We start from the raw sequence: 21,554 nt of genomic DNA on the forward strand, positions 1-21,554 counted from the left end.
TCCCGTCTCGTCCCTCCCGTTCTTCCCCGTCCACCACCGTCCCACCCCGTTCCGGAGCAGATCTTGTACTTCACCGACCGCGGCATCGAGGAGCTCGCCACCCGGCGCGGCGAGGAGGAAGTCTCTTTCGACTGGCTGGCCGAGCGCTTGCGCGAATTCGTGGACCTCAACCCTGAGTTCGAGATTCCGACCGAGCGGTTGGCGACGTGGCTGGCGCGGCTCGACGACGAGGACTAGCCTCCGGCTCGGTCCTTGGTCTTTGTCTTTGCCCGCCCGCCCACCCGTGCGGGTGCTTTCTTCGTCTGCGGGTGCCGCTTGTGCCTGGTCGGTGCCGGTCCGGGGCACCTCCTCGAAATGCGGCTACCTGGTCTCCTGTATCCGGTGCCCTTCTTGTCACCGCATTTCTGCGGGGGCACCCCGGCCCGTCCCCTCCCGGTACGTCGGCGTCCGGCGGTCCGGTGGGGGTTGCCGGGGAGGGGGGTTCTTTCGGCGTGCCGCCCTGCGCCGGTCCCCCTCCCGGTGAGTCGGAATGCTCGGGCCCTTCCTCCAAGAGCCCAACAAAGCCCCTGCCCACCCCGCCGGAAGGTCGGGGCGCACAGGGCCCGGGCTCTCACCCACCCCCCTTCGCCCACCCCGCCGGAAGGTCGGGGGCGCAGGGGCCGGACTCCCACCCACCCCCTCCACCACCACCACAGCGGACCGTCAGCCGCCGACGTACCCGACCCCACCCACCCCCCTCCGCAACGCCCACCGGCAGGCGGACGCCGACGTACCCAAGCCCACCCACCCCCCTCCCGGCCACCCCCACCGGACCGCCGGACGCCGACGTACCGGGAGGGGACGGGCCGGGGTGCCCCCGCAGAAATGCGGTGACAGGGAGGGTGCTGGATGAGCAAAGAGCAGGTAGCCGCATTTCGAGGAGGTGCCCCGGACCGGCACCGACCAGGCACAGGCGGCACCCGCAGACGACAAAGCACCCGCACGGGTGGGCGGGCGGGCAAAAAGACACCACTTGACTTGTGAGCCACGCGATATATCGTGAATGCACGAGACGCGATATGTTGCGTCCCAAGGCGCACCCGAGGAGGGGCACGATGAGCGGCATGTCGTCGGACCGGACCGTGGCGGAGCCGGAAAAGTTCGTGTTCGAGGAGCCCGTCGACACCCTCTGCGTGCGCATCGTCAACGGCGCCGTGAACGTCGTCGGCACCGACGACGGCCCCGCACGGGTCGAGGTCACCGAGATCGACGGCCCGCCGCTGAAGGTGTACCACCGCGGCGGCACCCTCACCGTGACCTACGACGACCTGCCGTGGAAGGGCTTCCTGAAGCGGCTCGACCCCAAGGGCTGGCAGCGTCACGCGGTCGTGACGCTCGCCGTCCCGCAGCACACCAAGGTCGAAGTGGGAGTCGTCGGCGCCGGCGCCGTGATCTCCGGGATCGCCGGGGAGACCAGCGTCCAGGGGGTCAACGGGGACACGACCCTCGTCGGCCTCAGCGGCCCGGTGCGGGCCAACACGGTCGCGGGCAGCGTCGAGGCCCAGTCCGTCTCCGGCAGCCTGCGGATCAACACCGTCTCCGGTGACCTCACCGTGGTCGAGGGCAGCGGCGCCGAGGTCAAAGCGGACTCCGTGAGCGGCAACATGGTGCTCGACCTCGATCCGTCCGCGGGGGCGGACGTCCGGCTCACCAGCGTCTCCGGCGAGATCGCCATCCGTATCCCGGAACCGGGCGACGCGGAGGTCGACGCCAACACCACCAGCGGCCATGTCTCCTGCGCCTTCGACGAATTGCGCGTCACCGGGCAGTGGGGGGCCAAGCGCATCACCGGCCGGATCGGTTCCGGCGGGGCGCGCCTGAGAGCCACCACCGTCTCCGGCGCCATCGCCCTGCTGCGCAGGCCGCCGCTGGAGGACGCGCCCTCGTTCCGGAAGGACATCTGACATGGCGCCCGTCTTCGCCCACGGCCGACTCCGGCTCTACCTGCTCAAGCTGCTGGACGAGTCGCCCCGGCACGGCTACGAGGTGATCCGGCTGCTGGAAGAACGTTTCCAGGGGCTGTACGCGCCCTCCGCGGGCACCGTCTACCCGCGGCTGGCGAAACTGGAGAAGGAGGGCCTGGTCACGCACTCCACCGAGGGCGGCCGCAAGGTCTACGCCCTCACCGACGCGGGCCGCGGCGAGCTGTCCGACCGCGCCGACGAGATCGCGGGCCTGGAGGCGGAGATCCGCGAGTCCGTCTCCACACTGGCCGCCGAGATCCGCGAGGACGTCCGGGGCGCCGCCGGTGATCTGCGCCGCGAGGTGCGCGCCGCCGCGCAGGAGGCGCGTACGCCCCCGTCGCCCAAGCACGAGTGGCGCGAGCAGGCCGCGCGCGCCAAGGAGGAGAGCCGCCGGGCCAAGGAGGAGGCGCGCGACGCCCGCCGCCAGGCCAAGGCCGCGCGCGAGGAGGTCGAGCGGATCGCCCGCCAGGTCCAGGAGCAGGTGCAGTCGCACGTACGCTCCGGCGACTGGCAGGCGGGGCTGCGCGACGGTCTCGCCGAACTCACCAAGGAGCTGGGCCGGTTCGGCAAGGGCATGGACGTACCGACCACGCCCTGGGGCGCGCCCGGTACGCCCCCGGTCTGGGCCGACGCCACGGCCGAGCCCGCCCAGGAGACGGAGAAGGAGACGGAGGAGGAGACGGAGGAGGAGACGGAGAGGGAAGGGAACACGTCGGCGACGTCGGACGCGGACACGGAAGCGCCCGAGCCCGCGGACGACGACACCCCGCCGTCCGCCGACCCCTTCCGCGACCTCGAACGCCTGCTGGACCGCTTCCGCGACGACATCCGCGACTCGGCCCGCGACCTGGGCGTCGACGACACCCAACTGCGCGAGGTGAGGCGCCACTTGTCCGCCGCGGCGGCGCACATCGCGGCGGCCCTGCACCTCCCGCCCACCTAACGCGGGCCGCTTACACGGTCAGCACGACCTTCCCGAACAGCTCCCCGGCGGCGAGCCGTTCGAAGCCCTCGCGGGCGCGGTCCAGCGGCAGTACGGAGTCGATCACCGGCCGAATGCCGCTGGCCGCGCAGAAGGCCAGCAGGTCCCGCAGCTCCTCCTTGGAGCCCATGGTCGAACCGACCACCTTCAGCTCCAGGAAGAAGATCCGGTTCAGCTCGGCGGCGGGCGGATTCTGCCCGCTGGTGGCGCCGGAGATGACGAGCGTGCCGCCGGGCCGCAGCGACTTGACCGAGTGCGACCAGGTCGCCGCCCCGACGGTCTCGATGACGGCGTCCACCCGCTCCGGCAGCCGCGCGCCCGATTCGTACACCGCGTGCGCGCCCAGTTCGAGCGCGCGTTCCCGCTTGGCCGCGTCCCGGCTGGTGGCGTGCACCCGCAGCCCGGCGGCGCGGGCCAGCACGATCGCGGCGGTGGCGACACCGCCGCCCGCGCCCTGCACGAGGACCGCGTCGCCCGGCCGTACCCCGGCGTTGGTGAAGAGCATGCGGTACGCGGTCAGCCACGCGGTCGGCAGGCAGGCCGCCTCCTCGAAGGAGAGTTCCTTCGGCTTGGGCAGCACATTCCAGGCCGGTACGGAGACCCGTTCGGCGAAGGTGCCCTGGTAGTGCTCGGTGAGGATGGAGCGGCGCTCGGTGGGGCCGACCCCGTGACCGGTCTGGCCGATCACGGAGTGCAGCACCACCTCGTTGCCGTCCTCGTCGATCCCGGCGGCGTCGCAGCCGAGGATCATCGGCAGGCTCTCCCGGCCGAGGCCCACCCCGCGCAGCGACCACAGGTCGTGGTGGTTGAGCGAGGCGGCCTTGACCGTGACGGTGGTCCAGCCGGGGCGCTCCGACGGCTCCGGCCGCTCCCCCAACTCCAACCCGCTCAACGGCTTGTCGGCGTCAATACGTGCGGCGTATGCGGCATACATGCCGTCGACCCTACGGTCGGTCCCGGCGCCCGAGGAACCGCCACGGCATGTGACGCTCCGCGCACCCCGGGCGGCGGTCAGCGGCGCGCCACCCCTTCCGCCCGCGCGGCGGCCGCGACGGCCGCGGTCACGGCGGGGGCGACCCGCGGGTCGAAGGGCGACGGGATGACGCACTGCGGCGAGAGCTCGTCGGCGACGACGGCGGCCAGCGCCTCGGCGGCGGCGATCTTCATCCCCTCGGTGATGGCCGAGGCGCGCACCTGGAGGGCGCCCGCGAAGATCCCGGGGAAGGCGAGCACATTGTTGATCTGGTTCGGGAAGTCGCTGCGCCCGGTCGCCACGACCGCCGCGTACTTGTGCGCGACGTCCGGGTGGATCTCCGGCGTGGGGTTGGCCATCGCGAAGACGAACGCGCCACGGGCCATCGTGGCGACCGCGGACTCCGGGACCGTACCGCCGGAGACCCCGATGAAGACGTCGGCGCCGTCCAGCGCGGCCTCCAACGGCCCGGTGAGACCCGCCTTGTTCGTATACGAGGCCAGCTCGCGCTTGACCGGGTTCAGGTCGTCGCGTCCGGCGTGCACGATGCCCTTGCGGTCGGTGACGGCGACGTCGCCGATGCCCGCCTCGACGAGGATCTTGGCGATGGCGACCCCGGCCGCGCCCGCGCCGGAGATGACCGCGCGCAGGTCGCCGAGGGTACGGCCGGTGAGCGTGCAGGAGTTGCGCAGCGCGGCGAGGGTGACGACGGCGGTGCCGTGCTGGTCGTCGTGGAAGACCGGGATGTCCAGCCGCTCCTGGAGCTTGCGCTCGATCTCGAAGCAGCGGGGGGCGGAGATGTCCTCCAGGTTGACGCCGCCGAAGGACGGGGCGAGCCGGACCACGGTCTCCACGATCTCGTCCACGCCGGTGCAGGCCAGCGCGATCGGCACGGCGTCGACGCCGCCGAACTGCTTGAAGAGGATGGCCTTGCCCTCCATGACCGGCAGGGACGCCTCGGGGCCGATGTCGCCCAGGCCCAGCACCGCGGTGCCGTCGGTGACGACCGCGACGACCTGGGACTTCCAGGTGTAGTCGTGCACCAGCTCCGGCTTGTTCGCGATGGCGGTGCAGACCTCGGCGACACCGGGTGTGTACGCGAGCGACAAGTCGTCGGCGTCGCGGACCGGCACGGTCGAGGTGACCTCCATCTTGCCGCCGCGGTGCAGGGCGAAGACCGGATCGATGGGGAACGCGTCGTCCGTACCGCTCATGCCGTCCGCACGGTCGGCGCCGTCCGCACTGTCGGCGCTGTCCGTACTGTCCGCATCGGTCCGGGGATTGACGATCTCCGCTGCCACTTTTTGACCCCTTTGTCTGAATGATGAATGAGGGTACTCCGCCCGAAGGGGGTGGAGGTGGGCTCGGCATCCGCGTCACCAGGTACGAGTGAGCAAGGTGACGGCCGACGCCAGGCGCGCCGCACGCACGCCATGGGCCCCGGATGAGGGGTGAGGACCCGTTCTACCGGAAGTCGGTTCCGGCGACGAGTGGGAATTGATCGGCATGGCCTCCGCGTGGTCCGGCCTTGGTGTGCCGGCCTGGTGGAGGCCCGGGGATCGCCCGTTATCCGATTTTGACACAACGGGAACCCTGCCCGGGGGTGTCCGGATGGCAAGATGCACAGATCACACACGGTGGCGGTACTCGATGGCGTGTGCCATGTCCACTGCACGACCCCCTCACTTCCGCAGGAGGACACAGCGATGACCGCATGTACGACCCGGCGTTCGGCCGCTCTCACTCGTCTCACCGCGGTCGCCGCCATAGCGGTCGCCGGCACTCTGGTACTGACCGGATGCGGCGACCAGACCAAGAAGGACAAGCCCGCGAACACCGTCACCCCTAGTGGGACGGGGTCCTCGGCGACCTCGGCGGTCGCCCCGCTCTTCTCGAAGCTCCCCCAGAAGTACCAGGACTCCAAGACGATCAAGGTCGGCACGGACGCCTCCTACGCGCCGATGGAGCAGACCGAGAACGGCAAGATCGTCGGCATCGACCCGGACATCGCGGACGCGCTGGCCAAGCAGCTCGGCGTCACCTTCACGTTCACCAACGGCAAGTTCGACGGCCTGATCACCTCCATCTACACCGGCCGCTCGGACATCGTGATGTCCGCTATGAGCGACACGAAGGCCCGCCAGGGCGGTCTGGACGACAAGGGCAAGAAGATCGGCAAGGGCGTCGACTTCGTCGACTACTACACCTCCGGTTCCTCCCTGCTGGTGAAGAAGGGCAACCCTAAGGGCGTCAAGTCCCTGGCCGACGTGTGCGGGCAGACCGTGGCCGTCCAGCGCGGCACGATCTACGACGACGCGTTCGAGGCCCAGAAGAAGGAGTGCGGCTCCAAGGGTCTGACGATCCAGAAGTTCGACACCGACTCCGAGGCGCAGACCCGGGTGAAGGCGGGCGGCGCGGTCGCCGACCTCAACGACACGCCGGTGGCCGCGTACATCGCGCAGAAGTCCGGCAACGGCAACGACTTCGAGGTCGCGGGCTCCCCCGCCGACGCCGGTCCGTTCGGCATCGCGGTCAGCAAGGACAACACGCAGCTCAGGGACGCGCTGAAGGCGGCCATGGACGCGATCATCGCGGACGGCACCTACGCGCAGGTGCTGCAGAAGTGGAACGCGAGCAGCGGCGCCATCGCGTCGGCCGCGATCAACGGCGGTTCCTGACGTGGCATCGGGCACACCGACCCCCTTCGAGAAACCGTCGGGCGACACCCCGCCGCAGGACGCCCCGCCCCGGGACACCCCGCCGCGGGACCCGCTGCGGAAGGACACACGGCCGGCCACGCCGTACGAGGCCATCCGCGCGGTCCCGGTACGGCACTACGGGCGCTGGGTCAGCGCCGTCGTGGTGGTCGTGCTGCTGGGGTGGCTGGTCTACGCGTTCTCGCAGGGTGATGTCATCTGGGGCACGGTCGGGGACAAGGTCTTCGACCAGCAGGTGCTCAAGGGTCTGTGGCACACCGTCCTGATCAGTGTGTGCTCGATGGCGCTCGGCCTGGTGCTGGGCGTGCTCTTCGCGGTCATGCGGCTGTCGAAGAACCCGGTGACGGGGGCGGTGTCCTGGCTGTACATCTGGTTCTTCCGGGGCACCCCGGTGTACGTGCAGCTCCTGATGTGGTTCAACCTGTCGCTGATCTTCCCGGTGATCAACCTCGGGCCGATCTACAAGAACGACACCGTCGCCGTCATGACCCCCTTCGTGGCCGCCCTGCTGGGCCTCGGCCTCAACGAGGGCGCGTACATGGCGGAGATCGTGCGGGCCGGCATCCAGTCGGTGGACGAGGGCCAGACCGAGGCGGCGCACGCGCTCGGCATGACCGGCGGCAGGACGATGCGGCGGATCGTGCTGCCGCAGGCGATGCGCGTGATCATCCCGCCGACCGGCAACGAGTTCATCAACATGCTGAAGACCTCCTCGCTGGTGTCGGTGGTGCAGTACACCGAAGTGCTGCGCGCCACCTCCGACATCGGGTCCGACTCCGGCGCCGTGATGGAGATGCTGTTCGTGGCCTCCGTCTGGTACCTGGTGCTGACCAGCGTGTTCAGCGTCGGCCAGTTCTATCTGGAACGGCGTTACGCGCGTGGCTCGCTGCGGAGTCTGCCGCTCACGCCGTGGCAGAAGGTCATGTCCAACCTGTCCACCCTGCGCCGACCGAAGGTGGCCTGATGAGCGTCCAGCCGATGGTGAAGTCGGAGGCCGTCCACAAGTCGTTCGGCGCCGCGCACATTCTCAAGGGCATCGACCTGGAGGTCGCGCCCCGCGAGGTGTTCTGTCTGATCGGTCCCTCCGGTTCCGGCAAGTCCACCTTCCTGCGGTGCATCAACCACCTGGAACAGATCAACGCCGGGCGACTGTGGGTCGACGGCGAACTGGTCGGCTACCGGCAGCAGGGCGACCGGCTGCACGAGTTGCGGGACCGCGAGGTCGCGGCCAAGCGCCGGGACATCGGGATGGTCTTCCAGCGGTTCAATCTCTTCCCGCACATGACGGCGATCGAGAACGTCATGGAGGGTCCGGTCCAGGTCAAGCGGGAGCCCAAGGCGGTGGCGCGGGAGCGCGCCGTACGGCTGCTCGACCGGGTCGGCCTCGGCGACAAGGCGGCGAACTACCCGTCGCAGCTCTCCGGCGGGCAGCAGCAGCGGGTGGCCATCGCGCGGGCGCTGGCCATGGAGCCGAAGCTGATGCTGTTCGACGAGCCGACGTCGGCGCTCGACCCGGAGCTGGTCGGCGACGTCCTCGACGTGATGCGGGGGCTGGCCGAGGACGGCATGACGATGATCGTGGTCACGCACGAGATGGGGTTCGCCCGTGAGGTGGGCGACGCTCTGGTCTTCATGGACGACGGTGTCGTCGTCGAGTCGGGTCATCCCCGGGAGGTGCTGGGCAATCCGCAGCACGAGCGCACGAGGGCCTTTCTATCAAAGGTACTGTGACGCGACGCGGGACCACAAGGGGGTACGGGCCTCGGGCCCGTACCCCCTCCGTCGTACGCCCGGCGTCAACTCCCGCGCGATCAGGGCTACTTGAGGCCGAGCACGAGGGCGTCGCTGGGCGAACTCCACACGCCCCGGGCCTCGGAGAAGCCCGCCTCGCGCAGTGTGCGCGCGTGCCATTCGAGCGGCGGGGTGTCGCCGTCGGCGTGCTCGCCGTAGATCTCGAACCGTCTGGCGGTGGGCTCGGCGAGCACCGGGTCGGCGGCGGCGAGCTGCCACCACTGGCTCCAGTCCAGGGCGCCCTCGGCCTTGGCCCGGTCCATCCGGGCGTGCCGCTGCGCGCGGTCGGCCGCGTTGAGGACGGGGGTCGCCGGGTCCGGCATGTGGTCGGCGTTGAGGAAGACCCCGCCCTCGCGCACGAGTCCGGCGAGCTGCCCGTACAGCGTCCGGAGCGCGTCGCTGTGCAGCCAGTGCAGCGCGGTCGCGGTGAGCACGGCGTCGTACGAGTCGTGCGGCAGCTTCTCGGTCCAGCGCGGGTCCTTGAGGTCGGCGGTCACGAGGGTGACCCTGTCGTCCCCGGCGAAGGAACCGGCCGCGATGGCGAGCAGCGCGGGGTCCAGGTCGACGCCGGTGCTCCTGGCCGCCGGGAACCTCCGGAGCAGCCGGTCCGTGATACTTCCGGTACCGCACGCGAGGTCCAGCACCCTGGGCGCGGTGCCGACCAGTGCCTCGACCATGTCCAGCATCACCCGAAAGCGTTCCTCGCGGTCGGGCATGTACCACTCCTGCTGGCGGTCCCAGCTCCGCTGCCAGTCCTGCCAGACACTCTCCGTCGCCACAGCCACACCAGCCTCCGTTTCGTAATACCCTGATAGCCCGTTCAGCCATTACCGAGACTAGACCGCCCCCAGTAAGGACCACAAGTGGAACTGGCTTATTACTCGGAATACGCCGTGCGCCTCGTGAACACCGAGGAGCCCAAGCGCGGCACGGACGCGCTGACCTCGGTCGAGGCCGTACGGGAGTTGATCGGCGCCGGTACGCAGGCCGCCGCGCGGGCGGTCGACGCCGATGTGGCCCGGCTGCGGGCGGTACGCGTCCGGCTGCGCGGGATCTTCGAGGCCGCCGACGAGGGCGACGAGGTCCGGGCGGTGGACCTGCTCAACGCGCTGATGCTGGAGTTCCCGGTCAGCCCGCAGATCTCCGGGCACGACTATCCGGACGACGCCACGGGACGCCCCGACTGGCACATGCACCTCGCCGACCACGCGGCGAACGCCGGCGCGTCGTACTCGGCCACCGCCTGCATGGGCCTGGCCGTCCAGCTCACCACGCTCGGCGTCGACCGGCTCGGCATCTGCGAGGCCGCGCCGTGCCGCAACGCGTACGTGGACACGTCGACCAACCGCTCCCGGCGCTACTGCTCCGACCGGTGCGCCACCCGCGCCAACGTCGCGGCCTACCGGGCCCGCAAGCGCCTGGAGAACGACCGGTCGGGCCGCAGCAGCCGCACGCAGGACGCCGCCCAGGAGGCCGCCCCCGCCACCGACCGCTGAACCTCGCCCGGTGGCCGGAACCGGCCCCGCGCACGCGCCATGACCAGCTCGTCGGGCACCGCGCCGAACTCCCGGCTGTCGTTCTCGACGAACGTGTTGTCGCCCAGCACCCACCAGCCGCCCTCGCGCCGCTCCACGGCACGCTTGACGATCAGCAGGTCCTGCTGCAACGGGTGCCGCAGCACCACCACGTCGCCCTCACGCACCTGCTCGGCGCCACTGGCGATCCGCTGGATCAGCAGCCAGTCCCCGTGCAGCAGCGTGGGTGCCATCGACGGACCAGTGACCTCGACCAACTGCCACGACAGCCTGGCCCCCTGCTCCCGCATCCTGCGCCTCCTGGTTCGTTCCTCCACCGACCCCAGAGTGGCACCAGACTTTTGTCCTAAGCCACCTGGGGCACCCGAGAAAACGACTCTCCCAGGGAGTAATCTCCCACGTGGAAAGACGATCACGAGGAAGGACAGCCATGTTCACTCGCCTGTTCGCGCCCAAGGTCAAGGTCAGCGCCCACTGCGACCTGCCCTGCGGCGTATACGACCCTGCCCAGGCCCGCATCGAGGCCGAGTCCGTCAAGGCGGTCCAGGAGAAGTACCAGGCCAACGAGGACGCGGACTTCCGCACCCGTGCCGTTCTGATCAAGGAGCAGCGCGCGGAGCTGGCCAAGCACCACGTCTCGGTGCTCTGGAGCGACTACTTCAAGCCCCCGCACTTCGAGAAGTACCCGGAGCTGCACCAGCTCGTCAACGACACCCTCAAGGCACTCAGCGCGGCGAAGGCGTCGAACGACCCGGCGACCGGGCAGAAGGCCCTGGACTACATCGCCCAGATCGACAAGATCTTCTGGGAGACCAAGCAGGCCTGACCCCCCGGTTCACCCCGGAGCGTCAACCGCCCGCGCCCGGCCGTCACCCATACGGCCGAGCGCGGGCGTTTTTCTAGTCCCCGTCATCATTCAAGAATGTGGCGTGCGCCACAGCGATGGGCTGTCACATCGTGCCGTCCGGCGCACTCTTATGTAGCGCCGGAGGAAACCGGCACGATCACAGAACGTCCCCGTCCGTCAGGTCCCCCGTACCGGCGGACGGGGGCTTTTTGTCTCGGGGCGCCCGCTCACAGGACGTCGGCCAGCTCCTGGAGCAGCCGCCGCTTGGGGCGCGCGCCGACCAGCACCTTGACCGGCTCGCCCGCGCGGAACAGCAGCAGCGTGGGCATCGACATCACGCCGTACGCGGCCTGGGTCGCCGGATTGGTGTCGACGTCGAGCTGGACGATCCGCAGCCGGTGCGACTCCTCGGCGGCGATCTCGGCCAGCACCGGGGCGATCATCCGGCACGGCGGGCACCAGTCGGCGGTGAAGTCGACCAGGACGGGCAGGTCGGAGCCGAGCACCTCGGCGGCGAAGGTCGCGTCGGTGACGGCGGGGACGGATGTGGCGGTACTGGTCATGGTGAATCCCTTTCACTGACGGACAGTTCGCACATCGGCTCGGGGGCGTTCCCCACCCCGCCCGGCCCGGCCTCCAGCTCCGCGCGGGCGAGCTGGGCGGCGACCTGGGCCCGTACCTCCTGGAGCCGGTCGACGACCGCGTCCAGCTCGGCGAGCTTGCGCCGGTAGACCTCCAGCGAGGCGGCGCAGGTGTCCCCCGCCGGGTGCCCGGCGCGCAGGCAGTCCACGAACGGCCGGGTCTCCTCCAGGCCGAAGCCGAAGTCCTGGAGCACCCGGATCTGCTCCAGCAGCCGCAGATGCTCCTCGTCGTACGACCGGTACCCGTTGCCCGACCGGTCGGCCGGCGGCAGCAGGCCCAGGGACTCGTAGTAGCGGAGGGTCCGGGTGGTGGTGCCCGCCCGTTCCGCGAGTTCGCCGATGCGCATACGGACGACGTTAGACCTTGACGTACGCGTCAAGGCCAGGACGATTTCCGGCCGCGCTGGCAAAAAGTTCCAAGATTTACGTCCAGGTGGTTGCTTACTGCCAGTCCGGCTCGACAGGCTGCGCGGAGCAGTTTCTTGACGTACCCCCGACAGTTTTGCCCCGCACGCCCCCGCATACGCCCGCACACGCCCCCGAACACCCCCGGACGACAGCCCCACCACGCAGACCCACGCACACGCGAGGAGCACGGATGCACCGCCCGCTCAGACAACCGCGCAGCCGCAGAACCCTCACCGTGGCCGCCGCGCTCTCCCTGCTGGCCGGCCTCTCGGTGACCGCCGTCACCACGACCTCCGCCACGGCGGACGACCCGCGGACCGCCCGGCAGGCGGAATTCACCGCGGCGGCCCACGAGTTCGGCGTACCGCTGCCCGTACTGGAAGCCGTGTCCTTCTACGAGACCCGGTGGGAGGCACACGCCGGGCAGTCCAACGCCGAGGCCGGATACGGCCCGATGAACCTGACGAACCTCACCGCCGGGGAACTCGACGCGGACGGCCTGACCACCCAGTCGCCGCGCTACGCCGACCTGTTGAAGGCCCCGGCCGAGCACACCGCCGCCGTCGCGGCCGGACTCCTCGGCACCGACACCGCCGCCGTGCAGAGCGACGAGACCCTGAACATCCGCGGCGGCGCCGCGCTCCTCGCCTCGTACGCCAAGGGCTACGGCCACGGCAGGCTGCCGCGTGACATCGACGGCTGGTACGCCGCCGCCGCCCGCTACAGCCAGTCGACCGAGAACAAGGTCGCGCAGACCTTCGCCGACGGCGTGTGGGACACGATGCGCGCCGGCGCGACCCGCACCACGCAGGACGGCCAGCACATCACCCTCGCGCCGACCGGGCACCTGCGCCCGAACCGCGACGACGTGCGCAAGCTGGGCCTGAAGGAGGTCACTCCGCCCAAGAGCTCTCGGAAGCCGGAGTGCCCCACGTCGCTGAACTGCGACTTCATACCCGGCGCGTACACCCTGCTCGACCCGTCGGACCTGGCGGACTACGGCAGCCACGACCTCGCCGACCGCCCCCACGGCAACCTCGACGTCCGTTACATCACGCTGCACAGCACCGACGAGACGTACGACGGCACGCTCGACCTCTTCCGCGACCCGACCTACGCGGCGGGCGCGCACTACGTCGTCCGCTCGCAGGACGGCCACGTCACGCAGATGATCCCCACCAAGGACATCGCGTGGGACAGCGCGAACCGCTCCTTCTACCAGCACTCGATCGGCATCGAGCAGGAGGGCTGGGCGACGCACGGCGCGAGCTGGTACAGCGAGAACCTGTACCGCTCCACCGCCCGGCTCGTGCGCTACCTCGCGGCGAAGTACGACATCCCGCTGGACCGCGCGCACATCCTCGGCCACGACAACATCCCCGGCGGCACCGAGAGCGGCGTCGCCACCCAGCACTGGGACCCCGGACCCGGCTGGGACTGGGAGCACTTCTTCGACCTGCTCGGCGCGCCGATCCGCGCGACCGCCAAGCCGGGCAGCGCCGTCGTCGCCATCAAGCCGGGCTACGCGCGCAACAAGCAGACCACCACGTACTGCGACGACGTGCAGGGCTACAAGCAGTTCCCCGGCCCGTACCGCGCCTTCGACTGCCCGGTGACGTCCACCGACGTGCCGTCGAGCTTCGTACCGCTCCACACCGCGCCCAGCACGAGCGCGCCGCTGGTCGCCGACCCGTATCTGCACCCGGACGGCAGCGCGGGCACCACCGCGATGAACGACTGGGGCGACAAGGCACCGGCCGGTGAGCAGTACGTCGTCGCCGAGCGCAGGCCCGGCTGGACCGCGATCTGGTGGGGCGGCACCGAGGCGTGGCTCCAGGACTCCGCGCAACACCCGGCCACCGTCCCGGTGAAGGCGTCCCGCATCGTCCCCAAGGCCGGGAAGACCTCGATCCCCGTCTACACCACGGCCTACCCCGAAGCCTCCGTCTACCCGCCGGACTTCGTGGCCTTCGAGGGCGGCGTCGCCCCCCGTGCCCAGCTCGCCCGCGCCAAATACACCATCCCGGCCGGCCAGTCCTACGTCTCCGCCGGCCCCGCCGAGTACACCGACTCCTACTTCGCCATCTACTACGACGGCTCCGCCCCGTACGACCAGCACGATTTCGTCGGCACGACCAAGGTGTACGAGATCGTCTACAACCACCGCGTCGCCTTCGTGAACGCGGCCGACGTCGACGTCATCGCGGCCCACTAGCTTGGCTTGCAGCCCGCCCTGTCCGAGCGCGCAGTTCCCCATCCGGGCAAGCCGGGTTCTTCCGGCGCGCGGAGAACTGCGCCACCCGCCCCCACCGGCCGGTGGCCCGGCCACCACCGAACTGCCCCACCGGGGCGGGCGGTGACCTGCGGAAGCGCTTCGGCTGAGCGCGCAGTTCCCCGTCCGGGCAAGCCGGGCTTTTCAGGGGCGCGGGGAACTGCGCGAGCAACCCACCACCGGCCGGTGGTCCGGGGACAACCGGACTGGCCCGGCGGGGCGGGTGGCACCCACCGGGGTCAGCCGGTGCGGTCGCCCTCCAGGGCGGCGTGTGTGACGCGCAGGGCGCGGCTGGATGTGTCGAAGGTGCGCTGGGCGACACAGACGAAGAAGCAGTCGACGACGACCAGTTGGCTGATGCGGCTGGCCATGGCGCCGGGACGGAACGTCGTCTCCCGGCCCGCCGAGACGAGAATGAAATCGGCGAGCCGGGCGGCGGTGGACAGCGGGTGGTTGGTGATCACCACGGTCGTCGCGCCCTCGGCGGCGGCGCGCCGCAACGGCGCGAGGACGTCACGGCTCTCCCCGGAGTGCGAGACGGCGAGGAAGACGTCCCCCGCCCCCAGGAGCACGGCGCTGGTGAGCGCCGACTGTGAGTCGCCGTGGGCGTGACAGGGCCGCCCGATACGCGCGAGCTTCTGCTGGAGGTCCTGGGCGACGAGACCGGACGCCCCGACCCCGGCTATGTGCAGTTGCCCGCCGCCGCAGACGGCCTTCACGGCGCCCGCGAGCTGCTCGGGATCGAGCTGCGTGGCGGTCTCCAGCACCGCCTGCGACTCGGTGTGCACGAGCTTGGCGATCACCTCGGCGGGCGAGTCGTCCTCGGTGATCCCGGAGGTCAGCGTGGAGCGCGGCGCCTGCCGGGCGGCGGACGCGGCCAGCGCCAGCCGCAGCTCGGGGTACCCGGCGAAGCCCAGCGCCCGCGCGGTGCGGACGATCGACGACTCACTGGTGCCCGCCAGGGCGCTCAGCTCGGAGATCGTGCTGCGCGCGACCTGCGCCGGATCCTCCACGATCAGCGAGGCGATCCTGGCGGCGGCCGGGGTGAGCGAGGGCAGCAGCCCCCGCACCGTGGCGGTGAGCGCGTCACCGGCGTCACTGGCCGCAGTGACGCTGGCTGCTCTGGTGGCCGGTCGTCCCGGGACTTTTTCGTGCACGGGGAAAGAATGCACCGTGAATCCTCCGCGTGGGACCTGCCGGGAGGATTCTCTTGTGCCGTCAGGGGATCGTCGCGGCACCCGGCCGCCCCCGGCGAATGTCACACGTCCGGGTGACAATGTCGGCGTGACCCTACCGCCGCCCGCCGCCCCGGAATCCGCCGGCTCCGGTGCCGCCGACCCGCTGGACGCCCGGCTGCCGTCGCCGCTCGTCGAGGTGGCGGACGAGCGCCTGGCCGCCCGCGGGGTGCGGCTCGCGCTCAAGCGGGACGACCTGATCCACCCCGACCTGCCGGGCAACAAATACCGCAAGCTGCGGCTGAATCTGGCCGCGGCGGCCGAGGCCGGGCACACCACGCTGCTCACCTTCGGCGGCGCCTACTCCAATCACCTGCGGGCGACGGCGGCGGCCGGTCGCCTGCTCGGTTTCCGCACCGTCGGCGTCGTGCGGGGCGACGAACTGGCCGACCGGCCGCTCAACCCCTCGCTGGCACGGGCCGCGGCCGACGGGATGCGGCTGGAATTCGTCGACCGGGCCACGTACCGCCGCAAGGCCGAGCCCGAGACGCTGGCCGCGCTCACCGACCGGTTCGGGCCCGCCTATGTGCTGCCCGAGGGCGGCAGCAACGCGCTGGCGGCCGTCGGCGCCGCCGAGCTGGGGCGCGAGCTGGACGGCGAGGCCGACGTGGTGGCGGTCGCCGTCGGCACCGGCGGCACCCTGGCCGGGCTCGCGGCCGGGCTCGGCCGGGCGGAGGCGATCGGCTTCCCCGTCCTGCGCGGCGGCGGCTTCCTGGCCGCCGAGGTGCTGCGGCTCCAGGAGGAGGCGTTCGGCGGCCGACGCGGCCGGTGGCGCCTCGACGACCGCTTCCACCACGGCGGCTACGCCCGTACCACCCCCGAACTCGACGCCTTCGCCGCCGACTTCGCCGCCCGGCACGGACTGCGCCCCGAGCCGGTCTACGTGGCGAAGATGCTGCACGGCGTCCACTCCCTGGCCGAGGAGGGCGTCTTCCCGCCGGGCACCCGGGTGGCCGCGGTGATCACGGGCACCGACCCCGGAGGGACCGGATGATCATCGAGAGGGCGTACGCGCACATCCCCGCCGCCGAGGGCGACGACGAGTTCCGCGGGGACCGCTGGCCGTGGTCGGTCCCGGCCGTCGCCGGGCTGCTGCGCGACGGGCTGCGCTTCACCGCGCCCGTCACCTTCCTGGTCGGTGAGAACGGCTCGGGCAAGTCCACGCTGGTCGAGGCCATCGCCGAGGGCTTCGGCCTGGACCCGCACGGCGGCCGGGCGGGCTACCGCTACGTCTCGGACCGCCCCCGCTCCCCGCTCGGCGAGCGCATCCGCTTCGACACCACGGCGGCGGGCGGCCGGATGCTCGGCGGGCCGCGTACCGGCCGCCGCGGCTTCTTCCTGCGCGCCGAGACCGCGATGGACGCGCTCGGCCGCGAATTCCTGCCGGTGGAGTCCATGAGCCACGGCGAGGGCTTCCTGCTCGCCTTCCGGGAGCGCTTCAGCCACCCGGTGGGCCTGTACGTGCTGGACGAGCCGGAGTCCGCGCTGTCGTTCACGGCCTGTCTGCACCTGGTGGGCCTCATGCACGAGCTGGGCCGCTCCGGCGCGCAGATCATCTGCGCCACCCACTCCCCGCTGCTCACCGCGACCCCCGACGCGGCCATCCTGGAGGTGGGCGAGCGCGGTGTGCGCGAGACGGCCTGGGAGGACCTGGCGATCGTCGACCACTGGCGTCGCTATCTGGCCGACCCCCGCGCTTACCTGCGTCACATCATCGAGCCGTAACCTGGTGGCATGATCCGCACCGCGACCCCGGACGACGTCCCCGTGATCCACGCGCTGATCCGCGAACTCGCCGAGTACGAGCGGGCGCTGGAGGAGGCGCGGGCCACGCAGGAGCAGTTGCACGCGGCCCTGTTCGGCCCCGACGCGGTGGCGCACGCGCTGATCGCCGAGGAGCCCGCGAAGCCCGCGGCGGACGGTGCGGACGACGGCTCGAGCGAGGGCGAGGGCGCGGGCTCGGACTCGGGCGCGGGCGCGGGCACCGTGGTCGGTTTCGCGCTGTGGTTCCGGAACTTCTCCACCTGGACCGGCACCCCCGGCCTCTACCTGGAGGATCTGTACGTACGCCCGCAGGCGCGCGGCGGCGGGCACGGCAAGGCGCTGCTGGCCGCGCTCGCGGCGGTCTGCGTGGAGCGCGGCTACGAGCGCTTCGAGTGGGCGGTCCTCGACTGGAACGAGAAGGCGCTGGGCGTCTACCGCTCCATCGGCGCCCACCCGCAGGACGAGTGGACCGTACAGCGGCTTTCCGGCCCCGCGCTGGCCGAACTGGCCGCGCTGGCGCACGCTCGGTGAACCGGGCGGATTCTCATGCGAATTGAGTCGGCAGACCACTACCCACGGTCCGTGCTCGTGCGCTTACCATGGGTGACAGAGATACGGATACCGTACCGTTCCCCTACCGTGCGCCGTCCGGGCGACAGCGGGGTACGGATCGCGATAGCGTCGCTGCGAACCAGAGCAATCACTGTGTGCCACCGTGGAGGTGAGGGTGTCCCAGATCGCAGGCGAGCCCGGGTCGAAGGACTTCGTCGAGGTCCGGCTGCCCGCGGCGGGAGCCTATCTGTCAGTGCTGCGCACGGCCACGGCCGGACTCGCGGCACGGCTGGACTTCACCCTCGACGAGATCGAGGATCTGCGGATCGCCGTGGACGAGGCGTGCGCGATCCTGTTGCAGCAAGCCGTCCCCGGGTCCGTCCTGAGCTGTGTCTTCCGGCTCGTCGGGGACTCGTTGTGGGTGACCGTCTCCGCGCCCACCACCGACGGCAGGGCGCCGGAGCGGGACACCTTCGCGTGGACGGTGCTGTCGGCACTGGCCGGCGAGGTGGACTCCACCGTCGCCGAGGACAAGACCGTCAGCATCAGCCTCCACAAGAAGCGCGGCGCCGGTCCAGGGCTGTCGTGACTCTCGCGTGCGGGAAGACGGGGAATCGCCATGAGCGCTGAGCTATCCCGGGGTGAAGACCCCGGCACGCCCGCGGGCCACGACGACGCGCACGACGCGCGTCAGTCGCCCGCGGTGCACGGCCGCGCCTCCGTACCGGCCCAACCCGATCCCGCGGGGCCGGCCGGGCGGCGGCACACGGCCAGGCAGCACCCCGAACCCGGCGGGGAGACCCGCACGGACGACCGTATGGACGGAATGGACGCGGCGCAGCAGGCGGAGCAGGCGGACCCCATGGAGCAGCAGGACCAGCGCGAGCAGCCGGAGCGGCCCGGACAGCCCGAGCCGCCCGAGCGACGGGACGCGCCGCCGGAGCAGCAGGCGGAGCCGGCCGGGCCCCCCTCCGCGCGCCAGGAGGCGGAGCCCCGGTCCGACGGGGAAGCCGACCAGGAGCCCGACCGGGAATCCGACCGCGAGGAGCAGCGGGAGGCGCACGACCCGCACGACCGGGCGGGCGCCCGCGCCCTCTTCGTCGAGCTGAGCAAGCTGCCCGAGGGCTCCAACGAGCGCGCGGAGCTGCGCAATCAGCTCGTACGGATGCATCTGCCGCTCGTCGAGCACCTGGCCCGGCGGTTCCGCAACCGCGGTGAGCCGCTGGACGACCTGACGCAGGTGGCCACGATCGGGCTGATCAAGTCCGTCGACCGGTTCGACGTGGACCGCGGCGTGGAGTTCTCGACGTACGCGACCCCCACCGTGGTCGGCGAGATCAAACGTCACTTCAGGGACAAGGGCTGGGCGGTACGGGTGCCGCGCCGCCTCCAGGAGCTGCGGCTGGCGCTGACCACCGCGACCGGTGAGCTGTCCCAGCGGCACGGGCGGGCGCCGACGGTGCACGAGCTGGCCGAGCACCTGAAGATCTCCGAGGAGGAGGTGCTGGAGGGCCTGGAGTCCGCCAACGCCTACAGCACGCTCTCGCTGGACGTCCCGGACACCGACGACGAGTCGCCGGCCGTCGCCGACACCCTCGGCTCCGAGGACGAGGCGCTGGAGGGCGTGGAGTACCGCGAGTCCCTCAAGCCGCTGCTGGAACAGCTCCCGCCGCGTGAGAAGACGATTCTGCTGCTGCGCTTCTTCGGCAACATGACCCAGTCGCAGATCGCCCAGGAGGTCGGCATCTCGCAGATGCACGTCTCGCGTCTGCTGGCCCGCACGCTGGCCCAGCTCCGGGACAAGCTGCTGATCGAGGAGTAGCCCTCGCCGGGCGGGCGGCCGGCCATCAGGCCCGCCCGGGGCGACCGGGACCCGCACGCCCGCGAGAGGCCGGCCGCGGACCGCCGGGGCGCGCGGTCCGTCAGGACGCGCGGTCCGTCAGGACGACGTCTCCGGCTGTCAGGACGACGTCCAGGCTGTCAGGACGACGTCCGGCTCATTCCCAGGGCGTCCGTGGTGGCCGGGTGGGCCAGGAGGACGAGGCAGGTCAGGGCGAGGGCGCCCAGGACCGCGCCGCCCGCGACGAAGCCGCCGCCGTCGCTGTGCAGCAGCGTCCAGGCGATCGGCAGCGACAGGAGCTGGATGATCAGCGCGGGCCCGCGGCTCCACCGGCGGGCCTTGCGCAGCCCGTACGCGGCGCCGAGCGGAAAGCCCGCGAGGACGAGGACGAGCAGCCCGGCGAGCACGGCCTTGCCCGAGCCGCCGAAGAACATCGTGACGCCCCAGGCGACCACGGCCAGGCCCTCCACGGCGGCGACGGCGGCAGCGGCGGTCAGCCGCAGCGGCGGCGGTCCCGCGTCCGCGTCGGCGGCGGCCTTCGCGGCGGCGGCTGCCTCCCGCTCGCGCTCGGTGGGCTGTTCGCGCATCGGCGGCACGAACTTCTGCATCTTCTCCGCCACCCGCTGAGGCGGCTTCCGCGTCTTCTTCGAGGGCTGGCTCACACCGGCCAGCGTAGCCCGCTGTACCAGACGGTAGGTACGCTGTCGACCATGCGCGCTCTCCTCGTGGTCAACCCTGCCGCCACCACCACCAGCGCGCGGGTGCGTGATGTGATCAGTACCGCACTGGCGAGCGACCTCAAGCTGGACGTCGCGACGACCGAGTACCGCGGGCACGCGCGGGACCTCGCGCGGCGGGCCGCGGAAGGCGGCGAGGTGGGCCTGGTGGTCGCCCTCGGCGGCGACGGCACGGTCAACGAGGTGGTGAACGGGCTGCTGCACCACGGCCCCGACCCGGAGGCGCTGCCGCAGCTCGCGGTGGTGCCCGGCGGGTCCACCAATGTCTTCGCGCGGGCGCTCGGTCTGCCCAACGACGCGGTGGAGGCGACCGGCGCGCTGCTGGACGCGATGCGCGAGGGGTCCTCGCGGACGGTGGGGCTCGGTCTGGTGAGCGGGACGCCGGGCACCGAGGACGAAGGGGTGCCGCCGCGCTGGTTCACCTTCTGCGCGGGTCTGGGGTTCGACGCCGGGGTGGTCGGACGGGTCGAACAGCAGCGGGAGTTGGGCAAGCGCTCCACGCACGCGCTGTATTTGCGCCAGGTCGCACGTCAGTTTCTGGCCGATCCGCACCGCAGGCACGGCACGATCTCGTTGCAACGCCCGGACGGCGAACCGGTGTCGGGGCTCGCGATGGCGATAATCTGCAACACCTCGCCGTGGACCTATCTCGGGAACAGACCGGTGTACGCCTCCCCCGGCGCGTCCTTCGACACCGCCCTCGATCTGCTGGGCGTGACAAAGATGTCCATGGCCTCTGCCACGCGTTACTCGGCGCAATTGCTCCGTTCCACTCCGGAGCGGGGACCGCGCGGGAAGAACGCGCTGGCGCTCCACGACCTGACCGACTTCACCTTGCAATCGCAGGCGGCACTGCCCTTCCAGGTGGACGGTGACCACCTGGGGCTGCGAACGAGCGCGACCTTCACAGGCGTACGCCGTGCACTGCGTGTGATTGTGTAAGTCGAAGAGCCTAAAGTCCTTTTACTCGAACGTTTAGACTGCCCTGCACCCCATGGAAGTACGGCTGTGACCGAGGCGACACCGAGGAATCCAAAAAAACTTCTCTGAAGGGGTTGTATCTCCAGCCGAGGTTTGCGAGTCTCTAGGTGGCGCTCGGGACGGTCTGACAACGACCCCCTTGAGAGCCCGAATCTTCTACCTCACTCAGCGGGACCAGCACCAGTGAAGACTGGGCGGCGTCCCGTTGCCTGCGTAGGGATTCGTGAAAGCGTTCACATTCACAAGCAACGTGCTTGTCACACAAGGAGTTGGAGC

Annotated in this window: 23 protein-coding genes; 15 read left to right on the top strand and 8 right to left on the bottom strand. The window is 71.1% G+C overall.

Annotated elements, in window-relative coordinates; all coding sequences use genetic code 11:
- The first annotated feature begins 63 nt into the window (after positions 1-63).
- The 3 genes from ABZX65_RS30670 to ABZX65_RS30680 all read left to right on the top strand — a co-directional run bounded on the left by ABZX65_RS30670 (position 64) and on the right by ABZX65_RS30680 (position 2,946).
- Positions 64-237: a DUF6104 family protein gene (locus ABZX65_RS30670; protein ID WP_355347247.1), complete on the top strand. Its 174-nt coding sequence runs from the start codon at positions 64-66 to the stop codon at positions 235-237.
- An 857-nt stretch (positions 238-1,094) separates the two neighbouring features.
- Positions 1,095-1,943 carry a DUF4097 family beta strand repeat-containing protein gene (locus tag ABZX65_RS30675; RefSeq protein WP_355347250.1) on the top strand — a complete coding sequence of 283 codons (849 nt, stop codon included), beginning with the start codon at positions 1,095-1,097 and terminating at the stop codon, positions 1,941-1,943.
- A 1-nt stretch (position 1,944) separates the two neighbouring features.
- A complete protein-coding gene (locus ABZX65_RS30680) occupies positions 1,945-2,946 on the top strand; it encodes a helix-turn-helix transcriptional regulator (protein WP_355347253.1) in 1,002 nt (333 codons plus the stop codon).
- Between the two features lie 10 nt (positions 2,947-2,956).
- Here the strand turns inward: ABZX65_RS30680 and ABZX65_RS30685 are convergent, their stop codons facing one another.
- Together ABZX65_RS30685 and ABZX65_RS30690 are read right to left on the bottom strand one after the other, a co-directional pair.
- Positions 2,957-3,919 carry a zinc-binding dehydrogenase gene (locus ABZX65_RS30685; RefSeq protein ID WP_355347256.1) on the bottom strand — a complete coding sequence of 321 codons (963 nt, stop codon included), beginning with the start codon at positions 3,917-3,919 and terminating at the stop codon, positions 2,957-2,959.
- Positions 3,920-3,996: 77 nt separating this feature from the next.
- Positions 3,997-5,259, bottom strand: a complete 1,263-nt coding sequence (locus tag ABZX65_RS30690) for an NADP-dependent malic enzyme (RefSeq protein ID WP_355347259.1) — start codon at positions 5,257-5,259, stop codon at positions 3,997-3,999.
- A gap of 405 nt (positions 5,260-5,664) precedes the next feature.
- Here ABZX65_RS30690 and ABZX65_RS30695 point away from each other — a divergent pair, with 405 nt between their 5' ends.
- The 3 genes from ABZX65_RS30695 to ABZX65_RS30705 all read left to right on the top strand — a co-directional run bounded on the left by ABZX65_RS30695 (position 5,665) and on the right by ABZX65_RS30705 (position 8,406).
- Complete coding sequence (locus ABZX65_RS30695; RefSeq protein ID WP_355347262.1) at positions 5,665-6,636, top strand: ABC transporter substrate-binding protein; 972 nt, start codon at positions 5,665-5,667, stop codon at positions 6,634-6,636.
- Positions 6,637-6,730: 94 nt separating this feature from the next.
- Positions 6,731-7,639, top strand: coding sequence for an amino acid ABC transporter permease (locus tag ABZX65_RS30700; RefSeq protein ID WP_355347404.1), 909 nt, complete (start codon positions 6,731-6,733; stop codon positions 7,637-7,639).
- Positions 7,639-8,406, top strand: a complete 768-nt coding sequence (locus tag ABZX65_RS30705) for an amino acid ABC transporter ATP-binding protein (protein WP_355347265.1) — start codon at positions 7,639-7,641, stop codon at positions 8,404-8,406. The genes ABZX65_RS30700 and ABZX65_RS30705 overlap by 1 nt, the downstream gene beginning before the upstream one ends.
- An 86-nt stretch (positions 8,407-8,492) precedes the next feature.
- Here ABZX65_RS30705 and ABZX65_RS30710 read toward each other — a convergent pair whose 3' ends face one another.
- Complete coding sequence (locus ABZX65_RS30710) at positions 8,493-9,182, bottom strand: class I SAM-dependent methyltransferase (RefSeq protein ID WP_355347407.1); 690 nt, start codon at positions 9,180-9,182, stop codon at positions 8,493-8,495.
- A 147-nt stretch (positions 9,183-9,329) separates the two neighbouring features.
- On the opposite strand from ABZX65_RS30710, the gene ABZX65_RS30715 reads away from it, so the two are divergent.
- Positions 9,330-9,962, top strand: a complete 633-nt coding sequence (locus ABZX65_RS30715; RefSeq protein ID WP_355347268.1) for a CGNR zinc finger domain-containing protein — start codon at positions 9,330-9,332, stop codon at positions 9,960-9,962.
- Here the strand turns inward: ABZX65_RS30715 and sodX are convergent.
- Complete coding sequence (gene sodX, locus ABZX65_RS30720) at positions 9,866-10,291, bottom strand: nickel-type superoxide dismutase maturation protease (protein WP_355347270.1); 426 nt, start codon at positions 10,289-10,291, stop codon at positions 9,866-9,868. The two genes, ABZX65_RS30715 and sodX, sit on opposite strands and share 97 nt — an antisense overlap.
- Before the next feature lie 140 nt (positions 10,292-10,431).
- Between sodX and sodN the strand changes: the two genes are divergently transcribed.
- Positions 10,432-10,827, top strand: coding sequence for a superoxide dismutase, Ni (gene sodN / locus ABZX65_RS30725; RefSeq protein ID WP_355347273.1), 396 nt, complete (start codon positions 10,432-10,434; stop codon positions 10,825-10,827).
- 248 nt (positions 10,828-11,075) lie between these two features.
- On the opposite strand, the gene trxA is transcribed toward sodN, so the two are convergent.
- Positions 11,076-11,411 (bottom strand): thioredoxin, encoded by a 336-nt coding sequence (gene trxA / locus ABZX65_RS30730; RefSeq protein WP_355347276.1) that lies wholly within the window; start codon positions 11,409-11,411, stop codon positions 11,076-11,078.
- Entirely contained in the window at positions 11,408-11,836 is a 429-nt protein-coding gene (locus ABZX65_RS30735; RefSeq protein ID WP_355347279.1) for a MerR family transcriptional regulator, read from the bottom strand. The genes trxA and ABZX65_RS30735 overlap by 4 nt, the downstream gene beginning before the upstream one ends.
- Positions 11,837-12,087: 251 nt before the next feature.
- On the opposite strand from ABZX65_RS30735, the gene ABZX65_RS30740 reads away from it, so the two are divergent.
- The gene (locus tag ABZX65_RS30740) at positions 12,088-14,112 is read left to right on the top strand and encodes an N-acetylmuramoyl-L-alanine amidase (protein WP_355347282.1); all 2,025 of its coding nucleotides are present in this window, start codon (positions 12,088-12,090) and stop codon (positions 14,110-14,112) included.
- Between the two features lie 296 nt (positions 14,113-14,408).
- Here the strand turns inward: ABZX65_RS30740 and ABZX65_RS30745 are convergent, their stop codons facing one another.
- Positions 14,409-15,326: a MurR/RpiR family transcriptional regulator gene (locus tag ABZX65_RS30745; RefSeq protein ID WP_355347285.1), complete on the bottom strand. Its 918-nt coding sequence runs from the start codon at positions 15,324-15,326 to the stop codon at positions 14,409-14,411.
- Positions 15,327-15,510: 184 nt separating this feature from the next.
- On the opposite strand from ABZX65_RS30745, the gene ABZX65_RS30750 reads away from it, so the two are divergent.
- The 5 genes from ABZX65_RS30750 to ABZX65_RS30770 all read left to right on the top strand — a co-directional run bounded on the left by ABZX65_RS30750 (position 15,511) and on the right by ABZX65_RS30770 (position 19,542).
- On the top strand, positions 15,511-16,398 hold the full coding sequence (locus ABZX65_RS30750) for a pyridoxal-phosphate dependent enzyme (RefSeq protein WP_355347410.1): 888 nt from the start codon (positions 15,511-15,513) through the stop codon (positions 16,396-16,398).
- Positions 16,395-17,129 carry an AAA family ATPase gene (locus ABZX65_RS30755; RefSeq protein ID WP_355347288.1) on the top strand — a complete coding sequence of 245 codons (735 nt, stop codon included), beginning with the start codon at positions 16,395-16,397 and terminating at the stop codon, positions 17,127-17,129. The genes ABZX65_RS30750 and ABZX65_RS30755 overlap by 4 nt, the downstream gene beginning before the upstream one ends.
- 9 nt (positions 17,130-17,138) lie before the next feature.
- Complete coding sequence (locus ABZX65_RS30760; RefSeq protein WP_355347291.1) at positions 17,139-17,699, top strand: GNAT family N-acetyltransferase; 561 nt, start codon at positions 17,139-17,141, stop codon at positions 17,697-17,699.
- 196 nt (positions 17,700-17,895) lie between these two features.
- Positions 17,896-18,309, top strand: coding sequence for an anti-sigma regulatory factor (locus ABZX65_RS30765; RefSeq protein ID WP_188283433.1), 414 nt, complete (start codon positions 17,896-17,898; stop codon positions 18,307-18,309).
- 228 nt (positions 18,310-18,537) lie between these two features.
- Positions 18,538-19,542 (top strand): SigB/SigF/SigG family RNA polymerase sigma factor, encoded by a 1,005-nt coding sequence (locus ABZX65_RS30770; RefSeq protein ID WP_355347413.1) that lies wholly within the window; start codon positions 18,538-18,540, stop codon positions 19,540-19,542.
- Between the two features lie 158 nt (positions 19,543-19,700).
- On the opposite strand, the gene ABZX65_RS30775 is transcribed toward ABZX65_RS30770, so the two are convergent.
- Positions 19,701-20,222, bottom strand: coding sequence for a hypothetical protein (locus tag ABZX65_RS30775; RefSeq protein ID WP_355347295.1), 522 nt, complete (start codon positions 20,220-20,222; stop codon positions 19,701-19,703).
- Positions 20,223-20,270: 48 nt separating this feature from the next.
- On the opposite strand from ABZX65_RS30775, the gene ABZX65_RS30780 reads away from it, so the two are divergent.
- A complete protein-coding gene (locus ABZX65_RS30780) occupies positions 20,271-21,239 on the top strand; it encodes a diacylglycerol kinase family protein (protein WP_355347298.1) in 969 nt (322 codons plus the stop codon).
- The last annotated feature ends 315 nt before the right edge of the window (positions 21,240-21,554 follow it).

Origin of the sequence: Streptomyces sp. NPDC003300, from assembly GCF_040610915.1 — a bacterium.
Taxonomy (GTDB): Bacteria; Actinomycetota; Actinomycetes; order Streptomycetales; family Streptomycetaceae; genus Actinacidiphila.